We start from the raw sequence: 18,384 nt of genomic DNA, 5'->3' as shown, positions 1-18,384 counted from the left end.
CACCCTTCGGTCAATTGGAAATACGCGCGTCTTCCACCGGGTAGCCCAGCCCGCCCTGGAAGTCATAGCCCAGGTGGCATTCGTTGCAGGCGGTCATCACGTCCAGCCCCATGGGCGCCCCGGATGGCGCGACGGCCATATAATACCAGTCCAGCGTTTCAGGCGAGGTGCCCGCCGCAACCTTCTGCATCAGGAACAGCGGTCCGGGCGTGACCTTGCCCGCCTCGCTGACCGAAAAGCTCTCCTTGGCAATCACCGTGCCCGCCGGGATCACCGGATCTTCGGCATATTGCATGTAGGCCTCAGCGCCGGTGTCGTTGACGAAAGTCAGCAGGAACCGCTCGCTGTGCATTCCGGGCGCGGCGGGAAAGGCCGACGCCGCAGTCCAGCCGCGATAGTCCGCCACGAACTCTGCCGGGATCCAACGTTTCGGGCCGCTGTCATAGCCCGCCTTCAGCCCCTCGGCGATGCAGTCATAGACTTCCGCCGCTTCCTCGCCGGTCAGGTCATAGCCGGATTTCCCCGGATCGCAGTCTTGCGCCCTGACCCCGCCGGACAGCCCCAGCACTGCCAGCCCTGCCACCGTCATCACCTTGATCGTCGCCATCGGTCATCCTCCAGTTTCCCCTTGGTCAAGGCTCTGCCCCTGTGGCCGTTTCCGCAAGTCACGCCGGATCACAACCAGTTGCCTCCAGGCCCCCGCGCACGCCGCCCCGGCACCTGTCGTGCTGGACGCGCGCGGCGCGGGGGCCTACATGAAAGAAAAACGGAGTCCGCGATGACCAAGCCCCCCCTGACCATCCTTCTGGCCGCACCGCGCGGTTTCTGCGCGGGCGTGGATCGCGCCATCAAGATCGTCGAGATGGCGTTGGAGAAATGGGGCGCGCCGGTCTACGTGCGCCACGAGATCGTGCACAACAAATACGTGGTCGACGGGCTGCGGGCCAAGGGCGCGGTCTTCGTGGAAGAACTGGACGACTGTCCCGACGACCGCCCGGTGATCTTCTCGGCCCATGGCGTGCCGAAATCGGTGCCCGCCGCCGCCGCCAAGCGCGAGATGATCTTCGTGGATGCCACCTGTCCGCTGGTCAGCAAAGTGCATATCGAAGCCGCCCGCCACGCCGAGACCGGCCTTCAGATCATCATGATCGGCCACGCCGGCCATCCCGAGACCATCGGCACCATGGGCCAACTGCCCGACGGCGAGGTACTGCTGGTGGAAAACGTCGAACAGGTCGCCCATGTGACCCCGCGCGACCCGTCGCAATTGGCCTTCGTGACCCAGACCACACTGTCGGTGGATGACACCGTCGACATCATCGCCGCCCTGCGCGCCCGGTTCCCGGCCATCGTCGGGCCGCACAAGGAAGACATCTGCTATGCCACCACCAACCGGCAGGAGGCGGTGAAGGCCGCCGCCCCGCGCGCCGATGCGCTGCTGGTGGTGGGGGCGCCGAATTCCTCCAACTCGCGACGGCTGGTGGATGTGGGCGCGCGCGCGGGCTGCGCCTATGCGCAACTGGTACAGCGCGGCAGCGACATCGACTGGCGCGCGCTGGACGGCATCCGCACGCTGGCCATCACCGCCGGGGCCTCGGCCCCCGAAGAACTGGTGACCGAAGTCATCGACGCCTTCCGCGACCGTTTCGATGTCACCGTCGAACAGGTGGAAACGGCGCGCGAGGATGTCGAGTTCAAGGTGCCGCGCGTGCTGCGGGAACCTGCATGAACACCATCCCCCGCTCTGCCCTGATCCTTGGGCTTGCCGGGGTGCTGCCCTTTGCCTGGGGCGCGCTGACCGAGATCTTCCCGGCGCTGTTCGACTGGGGCCAGTCCGCGCTGGGGCCCCGTTTCGTGGGCCAATACGTGCTGGTGTTCTACGGCACCATCATCCTGTCGTTCATGTCCGGCGTGCTGTGGGGGTTTGCCACCCGCGCGCAGGGCGGCACGGCGATGCTGGGCTATGGCCTCAGCACCCTGCCCGCGCTCTGGGCGTTCTTCTTCGTCGGCGGCGGGGCCGAACGCGCCACATGGTTCCTGATCGCGGGCTACCTGGGCCTGCTGGGGCTGGATCATCTGTTTTCCCGCTGGGGGCTGACGCCGGACTGGTGGACCCGGCTGCGCAACCTTCTGTCCGCGCTGGTTCTGGCCTGCCTGACGCTGGGCCTGCTGTTTTGACCGGAGGGCCCGACCCGGAAACCCTGGCGGTCTATGACGACAAGGCCGAAGACTACGGCACCCGCTTTACCTGGGACAAACCCTATCCGCGCCTCGATGCCTTTCTGGACGAGGTTGCTCCGGGCGGGCGCATTCTGGATCTGGGCTGCGGCGTCGGCACCGCCTCGGCCCGCATGCGCGACCGGGGGTACGACGTGGTGGCGCTGGACCCCTCCGAAGGCATGGCGCGGGTGGCCCAGGAACGGCACGGGCTGACGGTGTTGCAAGGCGATTTTGACCATGTGCCCGACCTGGGCCGGTTCGATGCAGTCTGGGCGCATTTCAGCCTGTTGCACGCCCCGCGCGCCGATCTGCCCCGTCACCTGGCCGCGATCCACGCCGCCCTGCCGCCCCAAGGCCCCTTTCTTGTTGCCATGAAAACCGGTACCACCACGGCCCGCGACCGGCTTGGCCGTCGCTATACCTATGTGACGGAGACCGAATTGACTGGCTTGCTGACAGACGCAGGATTTGCCCCGTCCCAGATCGCCCATGGCGCCGACGAAGGCCTCGATGGCACCGTTGCCCCCTGGATCATGGTGACCGCCCATGCCTGAGATCTTCGCCTATACCGACGGCGCCTGTTCCGGCAATCCCGGCCCCGGCGGATGGGGCGCGCTGCTGATCGCCCGCGATGGCGACACGGTGGTGCGCGAGCGTGAACTGACGGGCGGCGAGGCCGACACCACCAACAACCGGATGGAGCTTCTGGCCGCGATCCACGCGCTGGAAGCCCTGTCGCGGCCGTCGAAGGTCACGGTGATCACCGACAGCGCCTATGTGAAAGGCGGCATCACCCAGTGGATGTTCGGCTGGAAGAAGAATGGCTGGAAGACCTCGACCCGCAAGCCGGTGAAGAACGAAGACCTCTGGCGCCGCCTTGACGAGGCCCGCACCCGTCACGACGTGACATGGGAATGGGTCAAGGGCCACGCCGGGCATCCCGAGAACGAGCGCGCCGACGAATTGGCCCGCGCAGGCATGGCGCCCTACAAGCCGGCCCGGAAGGCCCGGACGTGACGCCCCCGGCGCTGCTCGACCTGGCCTCGGTGGCGGTATTTGCCCTGACCGGCGCGCTGGTGGCCAGCCGGGCGCAACTCGACATCGTGGGGTTCCTTTTCATCGCCTGCCTGACAGCGGTGGGCGGCGGCACGGTACGCGACCTGCTGATCGGACACGACGCGGTGTTCTGGATCGCGTCGCCAAGGCCGATCCTCGTGGCAAGTGCGGCGGCGGTGCTGGTGTTCTTCACCGCGCATCTGCTGGAAAGCCGATACAAGGTACTGATCTGGCTGGATGCGCTGGCCCTGTCGGTGGCGGTCTCGGCGGGCATCGCGGCGGCCAAGGCCACCAGCCAGCCGACGCTGATCCTGCTGTTGATGGGCATCACCACCGGCTGCATGGGCGGGTTGATGCGCGACGTGGTCTGCAATGAGGTGCCGCTGGTCCTGAAGGCCGGAGAGCTCTATGTGACCGCCGCCTTCGCGGGGGCGCTGGCCTCGGTGGTGACGGCGGAACTGGGCGGCACCGGCTGGGCACCGCTGGTGGCCTGCACCGTGGTGACCTTCGCGCTGCGGGCCGGCTCCATCGCCTTCGGCTGGCGCCTGCCGGCCTACAAGCCGCGCGCCCCCAAAGGACCCTAGCTCAGCACCTCCGGCAACGGCGCCCCGCGCAGGAACTCATCGGCCACCATCGCCCGCTTGCCCTGCCGCTGCGCTTCCAGCACCTCGATGGCGCCGGTGCCGCAGGCCACGGTGAATCCGGACAGAACCTGCCCCGGCGCGCCCTGCCCCGCGACAACCCGGCTGCGCAGCAATTTCACCCGCGCGCCCGCGACGTCGCACCACGCACCTGGAAACGGCGACAGCCCCCGGATCTGCTGATCCACCTCTGCTGCCGGACGGTGCCAGTCGATCCGCGCCTCGGCCTTGTCGATCTTGGCGGCATAGGTGACCCCCGCTTCCGGTTGCGGTACCGGGACCAGGTCCGGCAGACGCTCCAGCGCCTCGACGATCAGCCGCGCGCCCATCCCGGACAGTCGATCATGCAGATCCGCCGTGGTCTCCTCGGCGCCGATGGGGGTGGCGTCACGCAACAACACCGCGCCGGTGTCCAGCCCTGCATCCATCTGCATGATGCAGATACCGGTCTCGGCATCCCCCGACAGGATCGCCCGATGGATCGGCGCGGCCCCGCGCCAGCGCGGCAAAAGCGAGGCATGGATGTTCAGGCATCCCAGCCGGGGCGCGTCCAGAACCGCCTGCGGCAGGATCAGCCCGTAGGCCACCACCACCGCCACATCGGCGTTCAGCGCGGCAATCGCGGCCTGCGCCTCGCCCCCCTTCAGGCTGACCGGATGGCGCACCTCCAGCCCCATCTCCACGGCCCGCGCATGGACCGGCGTGGGGCGATCCTTCTTGCCCCGGCCCGCCGGGCGCGGCGGCTGGCAATAGACGGCGGCCACCTCGTGCCCGGCCTCCACCAGCGCCTCCAGCACCGGCACCGAGAACTCCGGCGTTCCCATGAAGATCACCCGCATCCCAGTCTCCTATCCGGCGCGCTTGCCAGCGCGTTTCAACAGCATGGACCGTTTGGTCCGGCTCAGCCGATCAAAATACATTTGCCCCGCCAGGTGATCGATCTGGTGCTGGACCGAAGTCGCCCAAAGCCCCACGAAATCGCGTTCCTCGACAGCGCCTTCGGCATTCAGGAAGCGCACGGTCACCGCACGCGGCCGCGAAATCGTCGCCCAGACACCGGGCAGGTTGGGGCTGGCCTCGTCGTGCTGACGCGGCTCGACGCTGGCGTGCAGCACTTCGGGGTTGGCCATGCACACCGCCTGCCCGCGCGCTTCCGAGGCATCCACCACCGCCAGCCGCTGCATCACCCCGATCTGGCAGGCCGCCAGCCCGACCCCGGGCATGGCGTCCATGGTCTCCACCATGTCCGCCCAGATCGCGCGCACCGCCTCGGTCACTTCGGGCACATCGGCACAAGGGGTGCGCAACCGCTTGTCCGGCCACATCACGAACGGTCTGACAGCCATGCGCCCCTCCATTTCTTCTTGGAAAAAATACTCACAGCCCGACGCGGACCGCCGGCACGGCGCTAGAACCGCGCGCGTTCCCGCTTCAGCTTGACCATCTTGCGGGTGATCAATTGCCGTTTCAGCGGCTTGAGATAGTCGATGAACAGCTTGCCATCCAGATGATCGATCTCGTGCTGCACGCAGGTCGCCCACAGCCCGCCGAAATCGCGGGTCTGCTCAGCCCCGTCGCGATCGATCCAGCGCACGGTGACCTCGGCGGGCCGCGCCACTTCGGCGAATTGCTCGGGGATCGACAGGCAGCCTTCCTCATAGGTGTTCAGCTCGTCCGAGGCCGCCAGGACCTCGGGATTGAACATCACCGTGGGCTGCGGTGCAGCACCTTCTTCCTTGACGCAATCCATTACGATCAACCGCGTCAACTGGCCGATCTGCGGCGCGGCCAGACCGATGCCCGGCGCGTCATACATGGTTTCCAGCATGTCGTCTGCCAGCTGGCGCAGCTCGTCCGACAGGTCGGCCACGGGGGCGGCCAGCTTTTTCAGGCGCGGGTCGGGATGGATCAGGATCGGCTTGATGGTCATGACGCTCATTTAGGACAAGGTGCCCCGGCGTGCAATCGCCCTTGCGCCCGCGCGTCAGATCCCTAGCTTGCGCGCATCACCCGACCGCCGAGGATCCCATGCCAGACGACCACGCCTTCGACCCGCACTTTGACACCCTGATTGACCGCCGCGGCACCCATTGCGCCAAATGGGACGGGATGGAAAGCGCCTATGGCGTCTCCCCCGACGACGGGTTGGCGATGTGGGTTGCGGACATGGATTTCGCCTCTGCCGACCCGATCCAGGCCGCGGTACAGCGCATGGCCGACCATGGCGTGTTTGGCTATTTCACCGATGACAGCGCCTATCGTGCGGCCATCTGCTGGTGGATGGAAAACCGCCACGGCTGGTCCATCGATCCGGCGGCGATCCTGACCACCCATGGCCTGTGCAACGCGGTGGGTCTCTGCGTCGATGTCTGGAGCGATCCGGGCGACGCGGTGATCCTGTTCACCCCGGTCTACCACGCCTTCGCCCGCGTCATCGCCGCTGCCGGACGCCAGGTCACCGAATGCCCGCTGGTCCAGGAAGACGGCCAATACGTCATGGACTTCGACGCCTACGAGTCCCTTTTGACTGGCCGCGAGAAGATGCTGATCCTGTGCTCGCCGCACAATCCCGGTGGCCGGGTCTGGACGCGGGACGAGTTGCGGCAGGTGGCTGCCTTTGCCGAAAAGCATGACCTGCTGGTGATCTCGGACGAGATCCACCACGACCTCGTGTTCCCCGGCGCCGAACATGTCGCCTTTCCGCTGGCCGCGCCCGGGCTTCAGGCGCGCACGGTGATGCTGACCGCCGCCTCCAAGACCTTCAACACCGCCGGTGCCGAAACCGGCAATGTCATCATCGCCGATCCAAAGCTGCGCGCCGATTTCCAGGCCCGTCAGAAGGCGCTCAGCCTGTCGCCCAACGCCTTCGGGCTACACATGATCACCGCCGCCTACAGCCCCGAAGGGGCGGCATGGGTCGATGCGCTGGTGCCTTATATTGATGAAAACCGCCGCATTTTCGATGCCGGCGTCAACGCCATTCCGGGGCTGGTGTCAATGCCGATGCAGGCCACCTATCTGTCGTGGGTGGATTTCTCGGGCACCGGCATGAGCCGCGCGGAGTTCACCGACCGGGTCTACAAGCAGGCGCGCATCGCGGCCAATCAGGGCACAACCTTCGGCACCGGCGGAGAGAGCTTCCTGCGCTTCAACATCGGCACCCAACGTGCGCGGGTGGTCGAAGCGGTCGAACGCCTGCAGGCGGCCTTTGCCGATCTGCAATGAGCGCTGCGCCGGGTGTCACAGATGCCCGGCCAGTTCCTCCAGATGGGGGATGAATTCGACACAGAAGATCAATTCGATGGTGTCGGGATCGTAGAAGGCATTGGCCTCTTCGCAGACCATGACCCAGACGTCGATATCCTGCTTCAACCCGAACAGCGCGTTGAATTCCGCAACCTCGGAGCCGATGACCTCTGCCATCCAGCCCTCGCTGCCGTCCTCGATATGCAGCTGCAGTTGCCCCGGTCCGTCGGCGATTTCCTCCAGCGCGACGCCCCAGCTTTCGGCGGCCATGTCGAACTCTTCCACGCAATATTCGGCTCGTTCTTCCGGCAGAGCCAGATCGCGGGCCAGATCGTCGCGCACCTCTGGATTGGCGCCGTAGAACAGGCAGGTGGTGGTGTAGAATCTTTGCTCATCCACCCCGTGGACATCCCACCAGGCGATATCGTCGCCGGTCGCGTCGCGCAGTTCCGCCTCGGCCAGGAACCCCAGCGCCGCGTCATAGGCGATGGCCTGGGCGCTGTCTTCCTCGAACAGCGCGTCGATCATCAGGATCGAGAACACATCGGCCGCATCTTCCTCTTGCCCGAAGATCGGCAGCGCCAACTGATCGATCAGGGCATGACCGATCTCGTGGTAGAAAATGCTGATGAGATTGGCCTCGACGAAGGCCGCAACAGCCGAATCCGCGGAATCCGCTCGCGCCGCCCCCCCGCCAAGCAAAGCCGAGGCCAGCGCCGCCGCTGCCAGCACCGCCTTCATCAGGCCGCCCCCGGCGTCCGGACCCGCGGCCGCAGCACATGCGGCACGTCCGGATCATACAGGGCGCTGTCCTTGAAATCGGCGACCTCGCCCAGCACCGGGCCGACCATGATCAGCGCGGTGCGGGTGATCTTCTCGGCCCGCACCTTCTGCTGGATGTCCGCCAGCGTGCCGCGAATGAACATCTGGTCGGGCCAGCCGACGCGATAGGCCACGACCACCGGGCAATCAGACCCGTAGTGCGGCGTCAGCACCCGTTCGATCTCGCGCAGGGCACGCACGCCCAGATGAATGGCCAGCGTCGCGCCGGTGCGGGCGAAATTCTCCAGCGTTTCGCGCGGCGGCATCGAGGTCGATTTCATCGACACCCGCGTCAGCACGATGGATTGCGCTACCTCCGGCACCGTCAACTCCTGCCCCAGCGCCGCGGCCGCAGCGGCATAGGCGGGCACACCGGGGATCACCTGATAGTCGATGCCATCGGCGCGCAGCCGCCGGATCTGTTCGGCAATCGCCCCATAAAGCGACGGATCGCCGGAATGCACCCGCGCCACGTCCTGACCCTTTTCATGGGCCGCGACGATCTCGGCATGGGTGTCGTCCAGCGTCATCGGCGCGGTGTCCAGAACCCGCGCGCCCTTGGGGGCATTGGACACCACCTCGGCTGGCACCAGCGAGCCCGCGTAGAGGCATACCGGGCAGGCGGCGATCAGGCGTTGCGCCTTCAGCGTCAGCAGCTCGGGATCGCCCGGCCCCGCGCCAATGAAATAGACGGTCATCTGTCGGTTCTCCCGGCTGAAGGGCGTGCAAGGACGCTTGGCGCTGCGCTCAGATCGCCTTGGCGCGCGCTTCGTCCATGTAGATCTCGCGCAGGCGCTTCGCGATCGGCCCCGGCGCGCCATCGCCCAGCGCGGCGCCGTCGATCTCGACCACCGGCGTCACGAAGGTCGTGGCCGAGGTGATGAAGGCTTCGGCGGCGTTCTGGGCTTCCTCGATGGTGAAGGGGCGTTCCTCAACCACCATCTGGGCCTCTTCGGCCATGCGCAGAACGGCGGCGCGGGTGATGCCGTGCAGGATGGCGTTGGAGAGTTGCCGGGTGACGATCTTGCCGTCTTTGGTGACGATATAGGCGTTGTTCGAGGTGCCCTCGGTCACCACGCCCTCTTCCACCATCCAGGCATCATCGGCCCCGGCGGCCTTGGCCATCATCTTGCCCATCGACGGGTACAGAAGCTGCACGGTCTTGATGTCGCGGCGGCCCCAGCGCTGGTCCTCGATCGAGATCACCTTTAGGCCGGTTTCGGCCTTGGGCGAGCCCGAGATGTTCATCACCAGCGTGAACAGCACGATGGTCGGCTTCGGATCGGCGGGATAGGCGAAATCGCGATCCGCGGCGCCACGGGTGATCTGCAGATAGACGCCGCCCTCGTCCAGACCATTGCGGGCGATCAGCTCGCGATTGATCTCAAGCAGTTCTTCGGTGGTGACGGGATTGGGCATGTCCAACTCGTCCAGCGAGCGTTGCAGCCGCCTGGCGTGGCCATCGAAATCCACCAGCTTGCCATTCAGCACCGAGGTGACTTCATACACCCCGTCCGCGAACAGGAACCCCCGGTCGAAAACCGAGATTTTCGCGTCCTCTTCAGGCAGGTATTCGCCGTTGACATAGACGATGCGACTCATGGGGTCCTCCGGGATCTGTGTGGGCCGTTGCGTCGGGTTACCGTGGCAGCGCCACAGCGTCCAGCCCCTGCAGAGCGCGAAGCGGCGGATGCATGGTCAGAGCGCCCCGACCCAGGCCGCGATCCGCTCGGACGGCTCCGCGCCGACATGGCGGGCCGCCTCGCGGCCACCGTGGAACGCAATCATTGTTGGCAGACCCTGGATACGAAACCGCCATTCCGTGGCGGGGCTGGCCTCGGTGTTCAGCCGCACCATCCGCACCCGCCCGTGCACCGCTTGCGCAGCCGAGGCGAATTGCGTCTGCATCGTCGCGCAGGGGCGGCACCAGGGTGCCCAGAAATCGACCACGATCGGCAGGGTGTCGCGGCGCACGGCCCGCTCCAGCGTGCTCAGATCAACCTCGCGCACGCCATCGGGCATCAGCATGTCACCGCACAGGATGCAGCTGGGGGCACGGTTCAGGGCTGCGGTGGACAGCCTGTTGAGATGGCTGCAGCTCAGACAGGTCAGTTGCATCGAATGCGGCATGAAATTGTCCTTGGGTCAATCTCTAACCTAGATGCGAATTGGGGCATGCCATTCAATCGCGCTTAGGTATTGTTGGCCTATCCATTCGAATAGTCCCGGCACCCGGACCTTCGGCCCGGCAGCATCCTATTCGGGCGGGGTGAACCTGTCCCGCGCCGCCGTCACCTCGGCCCGCGTGACACAAGCTTCCAGATGATCGTTGACCAGCCCCATCGCCTGCATGAAGGCAAAGGCGGTGGTCGGGCCGACGAACTTCCAGCCGCGCGCCTTCAGTGCCTTCGACAGCGCCACCGATGCCGGACAGGTGGTCACCGATTGCGGCGGCCAGACCTCGGCGCGGGGCGGCTCGAACCGCCAGAAGAACGCGGCAAGACTGCCCTCGGCAGCCACCATCTCGCAGGCGCGGGCGGCATTGTTGATGACCGCCTCGATCTTGCCGCGATGGCGGATGATGCCCGCGTTGTCCAACAGGCGTTCGATCTCGGCGGGGCCATAATCGGCCATCTGGTGAAAGTCGAACCCGTCGAAGGCGGCGCGGAAATTCTCGCGCTTGTTCAGGATGGTGCGCCAGCTCAGCCCCGACTGGAAGCTTTCCAGGCACAGCTTTTCGAACAACCGCCGATCCTCGACCACCGGAAAGCCCCATTCGCGGTCATGATAGGGAAAGAACTCGGCCACCGTGCCGCACCAGCCGCAGCGTGGGTGGCCATCGGGGCCGGGAACGGTCTGGGGCATGACACCTCGCACAGCGATACAGGGAACTGCCGCATCCTGCGGCGCGACGGGTTGGGCCGCAAGCGGCTTCAGACCTCTGCCGACAACTGTCGTGCCACTGCGGCAAAGCCACGGGCATCGACCACCGCCTCGCGGACCAGCCAGTCGAAATGCCGGGTCAGGCTGCGCATCCGTTGCCGTTCGCGGAACGCCAGATAGAACCGGCCCACATAGAGCACCGCCAGATGCGGGCCGAATATGGTCATCGGTGCACTGAACACCCGGCGGGCATCGAAAAGATACACCCGCAGCGACGGAAACAGCGTGTCGCAGCGATCCGCCATATGCGCCAGCAAGTCACGGCGCAGGTCTGGCGCCAGCCCCGCGTAATAGCCGGTGCCGCTGGCCAGACTGCGCAACTCGTGCTCGGGGATCGCGATCTCATAGTCCGAGCCGGTCTCCTCGGCCCAGGTCAGGAACTCCGAGGCGATCTGCACCGCCTGCTCCGGGGTCTTTCCCATCTGGGTGTCGTACTCCCACCGCAACACGGCTTCGGTCTTGAGCATGTCCGGCAGGGTGGCGGGCACATGGCGGATCTTGAAGCCGCGCGCCTCGCGATGCCACGCCATGATCTGATCGTCCGCGACCGAGCGTTCCGCCCCGGTCATCGCCATCGCCGCATCCAGCAGATCCCCGGGGCGTTCGGGATGATCGCTGAGCCCCAGCAGCCAGTCGCAACTGACCCGCAGCACCGCCGCAAGATCGGCCAGCAACGCGCCCGAGGGCAAGCGCGCCTCCCCCTCTTGCAACAATTGCCCGATGGTGGAGCGATCCGCCGCGACCGCCCGCGCCAGCGACGATCGGTTCAGACCGTCGCGCGCCATGGCCTCTTGCAGGCGGGTGCGAAACAGGGCGGCGCGGTCACGTTTGTCCATTTTCCTCAACCTTGGTGATTTCCATCCCCATCCTGAGGGTTTTGCAGACAACCGCAAGAATTCCCGGCAGCACTGCCGCGCGCTACTCTGGCCCGGTATTCTGCTTCATGAGGTTCCCCGTGTCCGACACCCCCCTGCGCACGCTTGCAAAAACGCTGACATGGCAAGGTCTTGGCCTGCTGTCCATGACCCTGATCGGTCTGGCCATCACTGGCTCTGTCGCGGCTGGCGGCACCATCGCGCTGATCGGTGCCGGGGTTGGTACGGTGTGCTACGTGTTGCACGAACGGCTTTGGGCGCGGGTGCGCTGGGGCCGTAGCGAGGCCGGGTCTCAGCCCTGCAACATCGCCCCGATCTCGTCCAGAAGCGCCTGAATTTCCTGTGCGGCGGGGCCAGAGGCCGTCTTCTCGGTCACGCCGGTGCCTTCGCCCAGAACCTCGGCAAAGATCACCCGGTTGGCGATGACGGTTTCGGCGCGCGGCGCCGACAGGGCGCTCAACTCTTCCGAAACCTCTGCCGTCAACCGCGCCCGCGCGGCGGCGCGGTTCAGCACCAGCATCACAGGGCGGTCCACCCGTTCGGCCAGTTCGAGAATGCTTTCGGTCGCCCACAGGTCCACATGGCTGGTTGCCACCGGCACCAGCACCAGATCGCTTTCGCGCAGCGCCGGGCGCAGATCGCTGTCGATCTTGGGGGGTGTGTCGATGATGACGAAATCGTTGCGGTCGCGCATTTTCTCGGCTTCGTACCCGACGCCCCAGGCACTGGCGGTGCCAAAATCCAGCCCCGCCTCGCCGCCCATCGCCTCGCGCCGGGTCATGAACCAGCGGCCCAGCGAACCCTGCGGATCGGTGTCGATCACCGCCACGCTGTGCCCGCGCCCCACCAGCGCAATGGCCAGATTGGCCGCCAGCGTGGTCTTGCCCGACCCGCCCTTCTGCTGCGCCACCGTGATGACCGTTCCGACCATGCCTGCCCCCCTGATCCCGGCCCTGTCTGCGCGGGCCTTTCCTCAATGATTAGGGACAGAAACCGCACAGGTCTACCCTGGTGGTGCGGTCAGGGGCGGCCAATGCTTGGGGTGGGAAAACAAGCCACTTATGACACCCACCTACTTGGCGTACTTGCAGGCCCGATCCTCGGTGGCATGTTCGACCTTGCCATGACCGGGCTTGAAACCGGGGCGAGGGCCGCCGCCCGTGTTCACCACATTGTAGTGCAGCATTTCCTGAGCCGTCAGCCAGTAGATGCACACATGCGGAACCTTTACGGTGAAAGAGATCAGCGATGGCGCCACGCCCATTTCCATCATGTAGTCGATCCAGCGCGCGGTCGCGGACGCCGCGTAGTTTTCCATCTGGAAGATGACCTCGGTCACCTTTCCCTGGGCCACCTGCTCTTCGTATTTCTTCTTCAGCTTGTCGGACCGAAAGACGGAAAACATGTGCACGCCGACGGAAAGCGGCGAATCCACGAAGCGGACCGGGGCGCCCAGGAACGCGTCCACACAGGCGCTGGCGCAGATGGCGCCGTCCGGCACCCGCCCGATCAGCCCGCGTTGCCGCATCAGCCGGCCGATCCCCTGCCCCGCGTCGACCGACCCGCCGCCGGAATCGAACCAGACCTCGTCGACGGGCCCCTTGCTCAACTCGGTTGCGAAACGGTCGTCGTCGCCCGAGCTGAACGACCCGTCGAGATACAGGATCCGCACGCCGCCGCCGACCTGACGGCGCTCGAACTCCAGCGCCGCCGCCGGTCCCGCACCCAGACCGGCCACAAGCAGCGCGACGGCGGCAAACTGCTGGATCAGACCGCGCGCCATCCGCCGCCCTGTTTGCAATAGCGCTGGTTCTGCACGATCTCGCCCTTGCCCGGCACAACCGCCACTTCGCGCACCATGTAGCAATTGTCGCCGGCCCCTGACGTGACCTGAGAGCCGCCGCTGGCCCCCGTGCCGCTGCTGCTTTTCCAGGTGGTCTTGGCCGGGGCCGCGGCACTTTGGCTTTCCAACTGCTTGGCGCGGTCGCTGGCCTGCTTGGCGGCGCGTTCGGCGGCGGCCGCTTCCTGCGCGGATTTCTGCGCCCGCGCGGCGTCGGCCCTGGCCCGTGCCGCGTCCGCCTCGGCGCGCGCGGCGCGGGCTTCGGCGGCGGCCTGTCCGGCGCGCGCCTCCTGCAGGCTGAGCGCCGCCTGCGTGGCTGCCGCCGCCTGCTGCCGGTCGCGTTCGTCCAGCCGCGCGCCGATCTGCCCGCCGATCTGGGCCCCGGCCAGCGCCCCGAAGGTGGCCCCGATGGCCCGAGACTGGTTGTCGCCGCCCACCGCATCGCCCAGCAGAGCCCCAAGGCTTGCCCCCGACACACCGCCAATCAGCGCGCCGGTCTGCTGCTGGTTCTCGCAGCCCGCAACAGCCGCCACAAGCACCCCTGCAATTCCGATCCGGTAAAATGACAACATCTTTCAATATCCTGTTCTGATGACGAAGCGTCAGCCGAGTCCGCCACAAGTGATTTGAAAAGTAAACAGGGCGCGGCGTGCTGGGTCTGTTTCAGAGCGATCGCGCCCGCGCAGCCCCCTGTCCCGCCAGCATCCACAGGTTGCGCGCGGGTTCCAAGGCGGCAGCCCCAGGTTCAAGGCACGCTCCGCTCAACCGGCACGCCCGGCGGCACCGCCGGGCAGCCCCCGCCCGCCCCCAGGCGGGGGCTGCGCCCCCACCTCGGGCAGGCACTGCCCTTGGTGCTTATCCGCCGCCCATTGCAGCCATGAGACGTGTGGCAAAACCGATCAGCCAGTCAGCACTTTGCAACAAGCCAATGAGCGAAAAAGGCACACTGGCCTCTACCCGCTGGATAGCCGCCCCTCCAGCACGAAGCGCCAAACCAATTTTTGCGACAGTCCCAAATAGCCTTCGAGCAGCAATTTGTTGATGTTCGCCAGACTCAGTCGCAGTCGTTTGCGCATCTAGTTCCAAACGCTTTGCCAAATCCGACAAGGTTGCCGAGGCAAGAATCTGTGTACGTTCGACCATTTCCTGCTTTGCACCAGCGGTGGCATGAGCAAACTGATGGGCAACACGTTGACCCCAAGCCTCGGCAACCACTGAATGGTTGGCCCGCATGTCCAGAACCCCGCGATCTAAAACCGATTTAAGCGCCTCTAGCCGTGGATCTTCCAGAAACTCGCCATTCTCCATCCCAGAGGCGATGTCGTTTCTGGCGATATCCAGATTCTGCTCTATAGCATTGGGATCATTCCGGCATTCTTCCAAAGTATACGTGATATAAAGCGCCGCTGTACAACGAGAGTTGTAGCCGCTGATATTGCTACTCATGGCTGTGCGGTTGGCAAATTCGACCTGACGAAGGGTGGTTTCAACTATTGCGTGATCGTCCAAAACTGTGGGCACAGCACAGAACTTGTTCTCGTTCTCGTGAACAATAATTGTCTCTGGTTGCGGCAGCTTTTCGGCAAGCCGCTCCGCCTCGATCCCACGGATCAGTTCCGCAATCCGCTCCGGCCCCTTATCCCACTCCTCAGGCGCGATCATTGCAATCTCGTGGCACAGGTCCCAATCGGTCCAGATGCCGCCCCACAGGCCCTCGTACCAACGCAACCAGAAAGCCCAGTCTTGCGAACGCGAAGAAAGCAATGTCCGTAGTGCTTCCCAGCCCTCGGCAATGTCCGTGTGCGGCGTCGATTTTGCCCACAACTTGAGCCCTCTGAGCTTCGAAGCGGCTCCATTCTCCGAGGCCAACGACAAGCCATACTCCGTATCCGCCCTTAGCTCCGACGACGCGTCATAGAGGTTTGCACGAACAACAGTTTGATCCAAAGATGCAATTGGACTGTCATCCAGAAAGGCAGCCGCCGCCACATGGGCCGCCACAACAGCGTTGTGCGGTATGTCATAGGTATCGACCATGGCTGTTCTGTTTCGGCCATGCATCGCTCGGTCTTTTATCCCGGCATCCACAGCACCGTCAATTTCAACGGCACCGACAAGCGCCACCAGAACATTCCGGAAACAAGCCAGAGCGAGTTCCTCGGCCTGTTCTCCGGTCAAGCGAGGATGCTTTGTTGATCCAAGCAGAGGCAGCAAGCGTGCCGCGTTACGCGCTACAACCAAGCGCGTCAGCCAAACGGGTTGAGTTTTAAAGAACTTTGGGACTTGTTCCCGATTGGTATAATCAACTTCTGAAATGTTCACGAAAAATTCCTTTGCGCCATAACTGAACACATTGCCCCGCTGGCTGAGAAGCCACAACCTGTTCCCTCTGGAATCTCCCGCCAGATCGGCTATGTCAGGGCAGATTTGCGGGCGCAGCCTCCGCACCCCCTCTCAGGACTGACCCGACGCCGATGACCGAGCTTTCAAAGATCCGCAACTTCTCCATCGTGGCCCATATCGACCACGGCAAATCGACCCTTGCCGACCGGCTCATCCAGATGACCGGCACGGTGGCCGAACGCGACATGCAGGAGCAGCTTCTCGACAGCATGGATATCGAGCGCGAGCGCGGCATCACCATCAAGGCCAACACCGTGCGCATCGAATACCCGGCGCAGGACGGCCAGACCTATGTTCTGAACCTGATCGACACGCCGGGCCATGTGGATTTCGGCTATGAGGTCAGCCGCTCGATGCGGGCCGTCGAAGGCTCTCTGCTGGTGGTGGATGCCTCGCAAGGGGTCGAGGCGCAGACGCTGGCCAATGTCTATCAGGCGATCGAGGCGGATCACGAGATCGTGCCGGTGCTCAACAAGGTCGACCTGCCGGCGGCCGAACCCGACCGCGTGCGCGAGCAGATCGAGGACGTCATCGGGATCGAGGCCCATGACGCGGTGGAGATCTCGGCCAAAACCGGCCTCGGCATCCCCGACGTTCTGGAAGCCATCGTCCAGCGTCTGCCCGCCCCCAAGGGCGACCGCGACGCGCCGCTGAAGGCGATGCTGGTGGACAGCTATTACGACGCCTACCTCGGCGTTGTCGTCATCATCCGCGTCATCGACGGGGTCATCAAGAAGGGCGACCGCATCCGCATGATGCGCACAGGCGGCACCTATGGCATCGACCGGCTGGGCGTCTTCAAGCCCGCCATGCAGAACATCGCCGAACTGGGTCCGGGCGAGATCGGCTTCCTGACCGCCTCGATCAAACAGGTGCGCGACACCCGCGTCGGCGACACCATCACCCACGAGAAAAAGCAATGCGCCACCGCCCTGCCCGGCTTCAAACCGGCGCAACCGGTGGTCTTCTGCGGCCTGTTCCCGGTGGACAGCTCGGAATTCGAGGACCTGCGCACCGCGATCGAGAAACTGGCCCTGAACGACGCCTCCTTCAGCTACGAGATGGAGACCTCAGCCGCCCTCGGCTTCGGCTTCCGCTGCGGCTTTCTCGGCCTGCTGCACCTTGAGGTCATCCGCGACCGGATCGAGCGGGAATATGACATCGAGTTGATCACCACCGCGCCCTCGGTGGTCTACCACATCTACACCCGCGACGGCGCAATGAGCGAGTTGCACAACCCCGCCGACATGCCCGACCCGGCCACCATCGACCACATCGAGGAGCCGCGCATCAAGGCCACCATCCTGGTGCCCGACGAATACCTCGGCGACGTGCTGAAACTCTGCCAGGACCGGCGCGGCATCCAGTTGGACCTGACCTACGCCGGCTCCCGCGCCATGGCGGTCTACGACCTGCCCCTGAACGAGGTCGTCTTCGACTTCTACGACCGCCTGAAATCGGTGACCAAGGGCTATGCCTCCTTCGATTACCAGCTGGAAGGCTACCGCCAGGACACCCTCGTCAAGATGCAGGTGCTGGTGAATGACGAGCCCGTCGACGCCCTGTCGATGATGGTCCACCGCGACCGCGCCGAGACCCGGGGCCGCGCCATGTGCGAAAAGCTGAAAGAGCTGATCCCCCGCCACATGTTCAAGATCCCGATCCAGGCGGCCATCGGCGGCCGCGTCATCGCCCGCGAGACCCTGTCGGCCATGCGCAAGGACGTGACCGCCAAATGCTACGGCGGCGACGCGACGCGAAAGCGCAAGCTGCTGGACAAACAGAAGGCGGGCAAGAAGAAGATGCGCCAGTTCGGGAAAGTGGAGATCCCGCAACAGGCGTTTATTTCGGCGTTGAAGATGGATGAGTGAGGGGCCCGCAGCTTCCAAATATTTTCTGGAGAACTAGGTCATGTTGACAAAAGGCGGACCCAGAGGCGGATTGACGTGATGTCTATGAAACCGAGGAAGCTCTCAGCCGTTTTGTCGTAGCGTGTGGCGACGCGGCGGGCATTCTTGAGCTTGTTGAAGCATCGCTCGACCAGGTTGCGTAGGGAATACAGAGAGTGATCCACGCCGACGCGCATTTTGCGGGATTTGCGCATCGGGATCTGGGTTAAAACATCCCGCGCGCCCATTGTTTTGCGAATGCTGTCAGCATCATAGCCCTTGTCGGCCAACAGGACGCTTGGCTCGGACAGATTGTCAGCCATGACCAGATCAAAGCCCATGTAATCGGACGTCTGGCCCGGCGTGATTTCGGTTCTCATGGGCAGGCCTGCCGCGTTGACGCGGAGGTGGATCTTGGTCGTGAACCCACCTCTTGAGCGCCCAAAACC

23 protein-coding genes are annotated in these 18,384 nt (G+C 65.0%); 8 read left to right on the top strand and 15 right to left on the bottom strand.

Going from position 1 to position 18,384, the window contains the following annotated elements; all coding sequences use genetic code 11:
* Positions 1 to 10: 10 nt before the first annotated feature.
* Positions 11 to 607: a cytochrome P460 family protein gene (locus ACP15K_RS09145; protein WP_193141851.1), complete on the bottom strand. Its 597-nt coding sequence runs from the start codon at positions 605 to 607 to the stop codon at positions 11 to 13.
* Between the two features lie 171 nt (positions 608 to 778).
* Between ACP15K_RS09145 and ispH the strand changes: the two genes are divergently transcribed.
* The 5 genes from ispH to ACP15K_RS09120 are packed head-to-tail and all read left to right on the top strand — an operon-like array spanning position 779 to position 3,860.
* Positions 779 to 1,729 carry a 4-hydroxy-3-methylbut-2-enyl diphosphate reductase gene (gene ispH / locus ACP15K_RS09140; RefSeq protein ID WP_193141852.1) on the top strand — a complete coding sequence of 317 codons (951 nt, stop codon included), beginning with the start codon at positions 779 to 781 and terminating at the stop codon, positions 1,727 to 1,729.
* Positions 1,726 to 2,178, top strand: coding sequence for a DUF3429 domain-containing protein (locus tag ACP15K_RS09135; protein ID WP_193141853.1), 453 nt, complete (start codon positions 1,726 to 1,728; stop codon positions 2,176 to 2,178). Before ispH ends, ACP15K_RS09135 begins: the two co-directional genes overlap by 4 nt.
* Positions 2,175 to 2,774, top strand: a complete 600-nt coding sequence (locus tag ACP15K_RS09130; RefSeq protein ID WP_424990341.1) for a class I SAM-dependent DNA methyltransferase — start codon at positions 2,175 to 2,177, stop codon at positions 2,772 to 2,774. The genes ACP15K_RS09135 and ACP15K_RS09130 overlap by 4 nt, the downstream gene beginning before the upstream one ends.
* Positions 2,767 to 3,237 carry a ribonuclease HI gene (gene rnhA, locus ACP15K_RS09125; protein ID WP_193141855.1) on the top strand — a complete coding sequence of 157 codons (471 nt, stop codon included), beginning with the start codon at positions 2,767 to 2,769 and terminating at the stop codon, positions 3,235 to 3,237. Before ACP15K_RS09130 ends, rnhA begins: the two co-directional genes overlap by 8 nt.
* Complete coding sequence (locus ACP15K_RS09120; RefSeq protein ID WP_193141856.1) at positions 3,234 to 3,860, top strand: trimeric intracellular cation channel family protein; 627 nt, start codon at positions 3,234 to 3,236, stop codon at positions 3,858 to 3,860. The genes rnhA and ACP15K_RS09120 overlap by 4 nt, the downstream gene beginning before the upstream one ends.
* Here ACP15K_RS09120 and fmt read toward each other — a convergent pair.
* The 3 genes from fmt to def (ACP15K_RS09105) all read right to left on the bottom strand — a co-directional run bounded on the left by fmt (position 3,857) and on the right by def (ACP15K_RS09105) (position 5,847).
* Positions 3,857 to 4,756: a methionyl-tRNA formyltransferase gene (gene fmt / locus ACP15K_RS09115; protein ID WP_193141857.1), complete on the bottom strand. Its 900-nt coding sequence runs from the start codon at positions 4,754 to 4,756 to the stop codon at positions 3,857 to 3,859. The two genes, ACP15K_RS09120 and fmt, sit on opposite strands and share 4 nt — an antisense overlap.
* A 9-nt stretch (positions 4,757 to 4,765) precedes the next feature.
* Positions 4,766 to 5,263, bottom strand: coding sequence for a peptide deformylase (gene def / locus ACP15K_RS09110; protein WP_193141858.1), 498 nt, complete (start codon positions 5,261 to 5,263; stop codon positions 4,766 to 4,768).
* Positions 5,264 to 5,325: 62 nt separating this feature from the next.
* The gene (gene def / locus ACP15K_RS09105; RefSeq protein ID WP_424990340.1) at positions 5,326 to 5,847 is read right to left on the bottom strand and encodes a peptide deformylase; all 522 of its coding nucleotides are present in this window, start codon (positions 5,845 to 5,847) and stop codon (positions 5,326 to 5,328) included.
* 98 nt (positions 5,848 to 5,945) lie between these two features.
* Between def (ACP15K_RS09105) and ACP15K_RS09100 the strand changes: the two genes are divergently transcribed.
* Positions 5,946 to 7,142: a MalY/PatB family protein gene (locus tag ACP15K_RS09100; RefSeq protein WP_193141859.1), complete on the top strand. Its 1,197-nt coding sequence runs from the start codon at positions 5,946 to 5,948 to the stop codon at positions 7,140 to 7,142.
* Positions 7,143 to 7,157: 15 nt separating this feature from the next.
* Here the strand turns inward: ACP15K_RS09100 and ACP15K_RS09095 are convergent, their stop codons facing one another.
* From ACP15K_RS09095 to ACP15K_RS09070, 6 genes are all read right to left on the bottom strand, one after another.
* Entirely contained in the window at positions 7,158 to 7,904 is a 747-nt protein-coding gene (locus ACP15K_RS09095; protein ID WP_226925858.1) for a DUF4344 domain-containing metallopeptidase, read from the bottom strand.
* The gene (gene cobM, locus ACP15K_RS09090) at positions 7,904 to 8,683 is read right to left on the bottom strand and encodes a precorrin-4 C(11)-methyltransferase (RefSeq protein WP_424990339.1); all 780 of its coding nucleotides are present in this window, start codon (positions 8,681 to 8,683) and stop codon (positions 7,904 to 7,906) included. The genes ACP15K_RS09095 and cobM overlap by 1 nt, the downstream gene beginning before the upstream one ends.
* Positions 8,684 to 8,732: 49 nt before the next feature.
* Entirely contained in the window at positions 8,733 to 9,587 is an 855-nt protein-coding gene (locus tag ACP15K_RS09085) for a D-amino-acid transaminase (RefSeq protein WP_424990338.1), read from the bottom strand.
* A gap of 96 nt (positions 9,588 to 9,683) precedes the next feature.
* On the bottom strand, positions 9,684 to 10,115 hold the full coding sequence (locus ACP15K_RS09080) for a thioredoxin family protein (protein WP_226925859.1): 432 nt from the start codon (positions 10,113 to 10,115) through the stop codon (positions 9,684 to 9,686).
* Positions 10,116 to 10,241: 126 nt separating this feature from the next.
* Entirely contained in the window at positions 10,242 to 10,850 is a 609-nt protein-coding gene (locus ACP15K_RS09075) for a DNA-3-methyladenine glycosylase I (protein WP_193141862.1), read from the bottom strand.
* A 68-nt stretch (positions 10,851 to 10,918) separates the two neighbouring features.
* Positions 10,919 to 11,764 carry a transcriptional regulator gene (locus ACP15K_RS09070; RefSeq protein ID WP_193141863.1) on the bottom strand — a complete coding sequence of 282 codons (846 nt, stop codon included), beginning with the start codon at positions 11,762 to 11,764 and terminating at the stop codon, positions 10,919 to 10,921.
* Between the two features lie 119 nt (positions 11,765 to 11,883).
* Between ACP15K_RS09070 and ACP15K_RS09065 the strand changes: the two genes are divergently transcribed.
* Positions 11,884 to 12,138, top strand: coding sequence for a DUF2061 domain-containing protein (locus ACP15K_RS09065; RefSeq protein WP_319022473.1), 255 nt, complete (start codon positions 11,884 to 11,886; stop codon positions 12,136 to 12,138).
* On the opposite strand, the gene parA is transcribed toward ACP15K_RS09065, so the two are convergent.
* From parA to ACP15K_RS09045, 4 genes are all read right to left on the bottom strand, one after another.
* Positions 12,096 to 12,734: a ParA family partition ATPase gene (parA, locus tag ACP15K_RS09060; protein ID WP_193141865.1), complete on the bottom strand. Its 639-nt coding sequence runs from the start codon at positions 12,732 to 12,734 to the stop codon at positions 12,096 to 12,098. The two genes, ACP15K_RS09065 and parA, sit on opposite strands and share 43 nt — an antisense overlap.
* 141 nt (positions 12,735 to 12,875) lie before the next feature.
* Positions 12,876 to 13,586, bottom strand: coding sequence for a hypothetical protein (locus ACP15K_RS09055; RefSeq protein WP_193141866.1), 711 nt, complete (start codon positions 13,584 to 13,586; stop codon positions 12,876 to 12,878).
* On the bottom strand, positions 13,571 to 14,215 hold the full coding sequence (locus tag ACP15K_RS09050; protein WP_424990337.1) for a glycine zipper domain-containing protein: 645 nt from the start codon (positions 14,213 to 14,215) through the stop codon (positions 13,571 to 13,573). The genes ACP15K_RS09055 and ACP15K_RS09050 overlap by 16 nt, the downstream gene beginning before the upstream one ends.
* 283 nt (positions 14,216 to 14,498) lie before the next feature.
* Positions 14,499 to 16,022, bottom strand: a complete 1,524-nt coding sequence (locus ACP15K_RS09045; protein ID WP_424990336.1) for a hypothetical protein — start codon at positions 16,020 to 16,022, stop codon at positions 14,499 to 14,501.
* A gap of 95 nt (positions 16,023 to 16,117) precedes the next feature.
* On the opposite strand from ACP15K_RS09045, the gene lepA reads away from it, so the two are divergent.
* A complete protein-coding gene (gene lepA, locus ACP15K_RS09040; protein WP_193141869.1) occupies positions 16,118 to 17,917 on the top strand; it encodes a translation elongation factor 4 in 1,800 nt (599 codons plus the stop codon).
* Between the two features lie 38 nt (positions 17,918 to 17,955).
* Here the strand turns inward: lepA and ACP15K_RS09035 are convergent.
* Positions 17,956 to 18,384 (bottom strand): IS5 family transposase (locus ACP15K_RS09035; RefSeq protein ID WP_424990092.1); only part of this gene is annotated, 429 nt, incomplete at its 5' end.

The organism is Fluviibacterium sp. S390 (assembly GCF_049800695.1).
Classification (GTDB): Bacteria; Pseudomonadota; Alphaproteobacteria; order Rhodobacterales; family Rhodobacteraceae; genus Meridianimarinicoccus.
This window is presented reverse-complemented; position numbering and strand designations above follow the sequence as displayed.